The 5,777-nt window shown below is 36.3% G+C and carries 6 protein-coding genes and 2 pseudogenes; 4 read left to right on the top strand and 4 right to left on the bottom strand.

Features of this window, described 5'->3' with window-relative positions:
* The 4 genes and pseudogenes from WBN20_RS11810 to WBN20_RS11795 all read right to left on the bottom strand — a co-directional run.
* A pseudogene (locus WBN20_RS11810) lies at positions 1–323 on the bottom strand (Gfo/Idh/MocA family protein); the annotation flags it as partial.
* Positions 324–437: 114 nt separating this feature from the next.
* A pseudogene (locus tag WBN20_RS11805) lies at positions 438–1,097 on the bottom strand (HD domain-containing protein).
* Positions 1,097–1,831, bottom strand: a complete 735-nt coding sequence (locus WBN20_RS11800; protein WP_424281823.1) for a lysophospholipid acyltransferase family protein — start codon at positions 1,829–1,831, stop codon at positions 1,097–1,099. Before WBN20_RS11800 ends, WBN20_RS11805 begins: the two are co-directional and overlap by 1 nt.
* A gap of 149 nt (positions 1,832–1,980) precedes the next feature.
* A complete protein-coding gene (locus tag WBN20_RS11795; RefSeq protein WP_424281822.1) occupies positions 1,981–2,391 on the bottom strand; it encodes a BrxA/BrxB family bacilliredoxin in 411 nt (136 codons plus the stop codon).
* A 130-nt stretch (positions 2,392–2,521) separates the two neighbouring features.
* Here WBN20_RS11795 and WBN20_RS11790 point away from each other — a divergent pair, with 130 nt between their 5' ends.
* The 4 genes from WBN20_RS11790 to WBN20_RS11775 form a co-directional block, all read left to right on the top strand.
* A complete protein-coding gene (locus tag WBN20_RS11790) occupies positions 2,522–3,253 on the top strand; it encodes a TerB family tellurite resistance protein (protein WP_424281821.1) in 732 nt (243 codons plus the stop codon).
* 80 nt (positions 3,254–3,333) lie between these two features.
* Positions 3,334–3,918: a HupE/UreJ family protein gene (locus WBN20_RS11785; RefSeq protein ID WP_424281820.1), complete on the top strand. Its 585-nt coding sequence runs from the start codon at positions 3,334–3,336 to the stop codon at positions 3,916–3,918.
* Between the two features lie 182 nt (positions 3,919–4,100).
* Positions 4,101–4,538, top strand: coding sequence for a deoxycytidylate deaminase (locus WBN20_RS11780; RefSeq protein ID WP_424271406.1), 438 nt, complete (start codon positions 4,101–4,103; stop codon positions 4,536–4,538).
* Between the two features lie 17 nt (positions 4,539–4,555).
* Positions 4,556–5,777, top strand: a 1,222-nt coding sequence (locus tag WBN20_RS11775) for a S41 family peptidase (protein ID WP_424281819.1), incomplete at its 3' end; no start/stop codon positions are given.

Below are 5,777 nucleotides of genomic sequence, written 5' to 3'. Positions count from 1 at the left end.
GGGGTAGCAACCATTATGGCATCTATTTCATTCAAATGATGGTCAAATACTTTTCTGAAATCTTTGTAGCGTTTTGCATCCGGGTATTTTTTATAACTCTTTGCTGCCCTGCGGTCATCTACATCACATAGGGTAACATACTTCACCTTATTTGTATTATCAAGACCGTTCATAACCCCTGCACCACGGCCACCCACACCAAAGGCTGAGACATATAATGTATCACTGGGAGGCACATGACCTTTCCCTAAAACAAAGCTGGGGACAATTGAAAAAGCAGTAGAAGATGCAGCGACTTTTTTGACAAAACTTCTTCTTTTCATAGTGGAGTATGATTTTAAAATAAGGACAGAATATACAAAAAAATAGGACGTATCCCTGAATAGTTAAGGTAGATCGTTAATTTCTAAAAATAATGGACTTAAATGATCACGATGTCATCTTATACCTTCCCATTCCTGATAGAATTGATCCAGGTAACTTAGCATAAAGTTGTGTCGTTTTTCTGCCAGCTTTTTGCCGGTAGATGTATTCATCTTTTCTTTTAAAAGCAGCAATTTTTCATAAAAGTGGTTGATTGTAGGAGCACCAGACTTTTTATATTCTTCCTTACTCATCATCATATTTGGGACAATTTTAGGATTGTAGAGTTCCCTGTTTTTAAATCCCCCATAGTTAAAAGCCCTGGCAATACCTATGGCCCCAATCGCATCTAATCTGTCTGCATCCTGTACTATCTGTAGTTCAATAGAATTAAAGGGCATAGTTGTCGTGGACAGACTATTTTTAAATGATACGGTCTCTATAATATTTATGACGTGCACTCTGCTTAATTCATCTACATTGTGTTCTTTCAGGAATTCAGAAGCTATTTTGGGCCCCAGAGTTTCGTCCCCTTCATGAAACTAAGAATCTGCAATATCATGTAAAAGTGCCGCGAGTTGAACTATAAATAAATTGGCATTTTCTTTTTTAGCTATATGAATAGAATTTGCCAATACCCTTTTTGTATGATACCAATCATGGCCTCCTTCAGCTCCTTTAAACCTTTGTTTGACAAAGTCTTTTGTCTTTTTTAAAATCGCTTTCCTGTTCATTAAAAGGAATTTACACCACTAGTTATCTCTTGTTCTACCTCTTTAATCAATTCATCTGGCTTTCCACTATTATTGAGCGGCTGATGTACCTTGAATATTAAATGTGATCCAATCCCGTATGGAAATTTTCCGTAACGAAGCATTTTCCATGAATTATTGATACTTATGGGAACTATTAATGCAGAGGGTGCTTGTTTCATAAGAACTTTTAAGCCCGTTGTTTGGAATTTTTTTGGATGTCCGGTCCGGCTTCTTGTACCTTCAGGAAAAATGACCGCGCTTCTGTTGTATTTTTCTATATAACGGCCGAGTTTAGATATTTCAGTAAGGGCTTGTTTGGCATCCTTTCTATCAATAAGTGCAGATCCACCATGCCTAAGATTGTATGAAACGCTGGGAATGCCTTTTCCCAGTTCTATTTTGCTTACAAATTTAGGGTGATGTGCGCGCATATACCATATTATAGGCGGAATATCATTCATGCTTTGGTGGTTCGTAACAATAATAAGGGGCCTGTCTTTAGGAATTTTATAGGGATTGGTAAAAGTATACCTGGTACCCAGAACATGGGTGCATCTTAATAATAATAAATTGAGAATACTTACACTTTTTTTGTGGGCATTATATCCAAATAGATTAAAGCAAATCCATTGAATTGGATGAAAAACAAGAAGAACTATTCCAAAAAAGATAAAATATAATACTGTAAGCGGATAAGCCAATATTTTTTGCATGACACAAAAATAAAAAACCGCTCCTATAGAAGCGGTTTTTTACAAATATTTATACGAACTAAAAAGTTTTTAGGCCAAATCAGGTTTTATGAATACAAATGATATCCTTAATAAAATCCCGGAAAATTATGATAAATGCCCCATTAAATTTAGCAGAATTCCTCGTATGCTTCCATTAAATTCTCAGAAATTAATTCTGCAGGCCTTCCTTCAATATGGTGTCTTTCAATCATATGTACCAATTCGCCATTTTTAAATAAAGCCATACTTGGTGATGATGGAGGAAATGGAATCATAAGATTTCTTGCTGCATCTACTGCCTCGGTATCTACCCCTGCAAAAACAGTGACAAGATGATCTGGCTTTTTTTCATTTTCCAGGCTTAATTTTGCAGCCGGCCTGGCATTCGCAGCAGCACAGCCACATACAGAATTCACCACTACCAGGGTAGTGCCTTTTTGTTTTATGGCATTTTCAACAGCCTCTGATGTATATAATTCTTCAAACCCGGCTGAAGACAGGTCTGCTCGCATTGGTTTTACTAATTCTTCTGGATACATAAGCATTTTTTTTATTTGAATTATTGGCAAAGATAATGAATTTGCAATAACCTAAATGAAAAGCTTAACCATTCTTTAAGTATAGTATTTATTGATATTATTCTATATTTGCGCAAATTTTACTAATGATATGATTAGGTGGTTTGCCGCAATTGTGGGTTATTTTCTATTTCGTCTACCGGGAGCTATTTTGGGCTTTTTAATTGGGAGTTTTCTTGATAATCTAAATAGTGGTTCAGGTTCAAGAACGGTCTTTAGTGATTTCACGAGGCAACAGGTGTCGCCTGCAGACTTTGAACTAAATCTTCTTTCATTGTGTTCTATTGTCATTAAGGCAGATGGACAGGTGAGTCAGCGTGAATTGGACTATGTAAGGCAATATTTTCTCAGTACATATGGCAAGGATAAAGCTAATGCAATTTTTAAGACATTTAATGAGGTTATTAAAAACAGAGAAATATCGGCTCAGCGTATCTGTACATACCTGAATCAGCGTACGCGCTATGAGGTACGATTACAATTGTTGCATTTTCTTTTTGGCATAGCTCAGGCCGATGGGGCCATAAGTAATCCCGAGATCGAAAAAATAAAGGAAATCGCTGCTTACCTCAGAGTTGGAAGGCAAGATTTTGAAAGCATTAAGGCTATGTTTATCAAGTCTGCAGACAATGCCTATAAAATATTAGAAATAGAAAAGGGGGTTTCAGACGATGAAGTAAAAAAGGCATATCGGAAAATGGCGAAAAAGTATCACCCGGATAAAGTGATAACGAAGAATGAGGCTATTAAAAAAGGGGCTGAGGAAAAGTTCAAGGAAGTTCAGAGAGCTTATGAGCAGATACAAAAGGAAAGGGGAATATAGTTGACATACAAAATGATGAAATTGCTTGCCTCAGACTATCTTTTAATACTTAAACCCAATTATTTTTAAAAGAATTTTGCATGTATGACTTTTGGTTTTATTGCAAACTTGGAATTGACCATGTATTGGATTGGGGCGCTTATGATCATGTTTTATTTCTCGCCGCTCTTACTGCTCCTTTTACCTTTAAGCATTGGAAGAGAGTAGTTGTATTAGCCACATTATTTACCATCGCTCATTGTCTTTCCTTACTATTATCTGCCTATGACATTATTAATGTTGATGTAGAATTAATTGAATTCTTAATTCCATTAACCATATTGTTGACTGCTGTTAGTAATATAGTGCAGGTTTTTATGGCCCAAGGTAAAAAAAATGCATACCTGCTTGAATTTGCCACAACTTTTTTTGGTATAATACATGGGTTTGGGTTTTCTAATTACTTCAACATGTTGATGAGTGAAGAAGAAGAAAAAATTGGGCCTTTGTTAGGTTTTGCCAGCGGAATAGAAATTTCCCAGATCACAGTAATATTTTCAATACTAACCCTGGCTTTTATTATGCAAAGTAAGTTTGGCATGAGGCGGTCAGTATTCACAGTACTAATTTCTTCAGTAATTGTTTTATTTACCATACCTATGCTATTAAATAGCTGGTCGTGGTAGCGGTTATATGTTTATTTTGCCCTTTTAACTTTAATAAGTATGAAGGGAATAATTTTTCAGGTTTTATTTGCCAGACAACGGTTTTAATTAAAAATTAACCGTATAAGGTTGTGGAACTTTTCCAAAGCAGGTATCTTAGTGCTTTACCAGAATTAACATGGGGCATACAAAGATTCTGTTTGGTGAAACAAAGTAAACAGGAAAAATACGACAAAGCTTATTTGAGAATGGCTCATGAATGGGGTAAATTATCCTATTGTAAGCGCAAACAGGTAGGAGCTATTGTGGTTAAGAAGAGGATGATTATCTCGGATGGATACAATGGTACACCAACCGGATTTGAAAACTTTTGTGAGGATGATGAGGGATATACCAAATGGTATGTTCTACATGCTGAGGCAAATGCCCTGTCAAAGGTGGCCGCTTCAACGCAGTCTTGTGAAGGCGCCACTTTGTATATTACGCTATCACCCTGTCGGGAATGCAGTAAGCTTATTCACCAATCTGGAATAAAACGTGTGGTATATCAAATTGAATATAAAGATAATTCAGGATTAGAATTTCTAAAAAGGGCAGGGGTTGAATTACGACACTTACCTACTATTGAAAGTACTGTTTAAAATATAACTTAGACTAAATGAAGAAGCATTATTACATATGGCCAACAATCGTAGCCCTGGCTATGTCTCTTGGAATCTTTGTTGGTGGAAAACTTCATTTTAACGATACGCCAGAGAAATTATTCACAACGAATTCTAAAAAAGATAAGCTTAACAGACTTATAGATTATATTGATTATGAGTATGTTGATGATATTAATACAGATAGTATAGTAGATATTACAGTAAATAATATTCTGGACAAACTGGATCCTCATTCTGTCTATATTCCCAAAAGCGAAATGACCCGGGTAGCTGAAAATATGAAGGGGGATTTTGTTGGCATAGGGATAAATTTTTATATGTATAAGGATACTATTACGGTAATTCGAACTGTAGAAAAGGGTCCTAGTTTCCTTAAAGGTATAAAGGCGGGAGACCGAATATTGATGGCTGGCGGTGATACACTTTATGGAAAAAGACTACCAAGTGATGTTATTGTAGATAGATTGAAAGGACAAAATGGTTCATCAGTTCAACTTCAGATTTATCGTAAATCTGAAGATAAACTATTTAAGGTAAATCTTAAGCGAGACCGCATACCAATAAAAAGCGTTCAGGCATATTATATGCTTACCCCTGAAATGGGATATATTAAAATAAACAGATTTGCCGAATCTACCTATAAAGAATTCAACATGGCACTGCGGATATTGCAGCGTCAGGGGGCAAAAAAGCTAACTCTTGATCTAAGGGATAATCCTGGAGGTTATCTGGGAATTGCAGAGCAGTTAGCTGACGAATTTTTAAAGGATGGTAAGTTAATCTTATATACTAAAAATAAAAAAGGGAAAATAGAAAAAACCTTTGCTACAAAAAAGGGTAATTTCGAAGATAAACCTGTCTATGTTCTAATAAACGAACGCTCCGCGTCCGCAAGTGAAATAATAGCAGGAGCCCTGCAAGACAACGATATAGGAACAATAGTTGGACGCAGATCTTTTGGCAAAGGATTGGTTCAGCGAGAAATGGAACTGGGCGACGGCTCAGCCGTTCGCCTGACAGTATCGAGATATTACACACCTACAGGTCGTTCTATTCAAAAGACTTATAAAAATGGAAATAAGGACTATTATCAAAAATTTACAGATCGCTATCATAACGGAGAGCTGATTTCTGTTGATAGCATCAAAGTAGCAGATTCTTTGAAGTTCACCACTCCTAAGGGGAAGGTGGTTTACGGAGGGGGCGGCATAATTC

This window comes from Eudoraea sp. (assembly GCF_049665975.1).
GTDB lineage: Bacteria > Bacteroidota > Bacteroidia > Flavobacteriales > Flavobacteriaceae > Eudoraea.
The sequence above is the reverse complement of the archived record's forward strand: the minus strand, read 5'-3'. Positions and strand labels throughout refer to the sequence as shown.

Excerpts from the sequence above, each read along its gene's own strand:
- WBN20_RS11800 (WP_424281823.1), bottom strand. The coding sequence starts at position 1,831 with ATGCAAAAAATATTGGCTTATCCGCTTACAGTATTATATTTTATCTTT.
- WBN20_RS11795 (WP_424281822.1), bottom strand. The coding sequence starts at position 2,391 with ATGTATCCAGAAGAATTAGTAAAACCAATGCGAGCAGACCTGTCTTCA.
- WBN20_RS11790 (WP_424281821.1), top strand. The coding sequence starts at position 2,522 with ATGATTAGGTGGTTTGCCGCAATTGTGGGTTATTTTCTATTTCGTCTA.
- WBN20_RS11785 (WP_424281820.1), top strand. The coding sequence starts at position 3,334 with ATGTATGACTTTTGGTTTTATTGCAAACTTGGAATTGACCATGTATTG.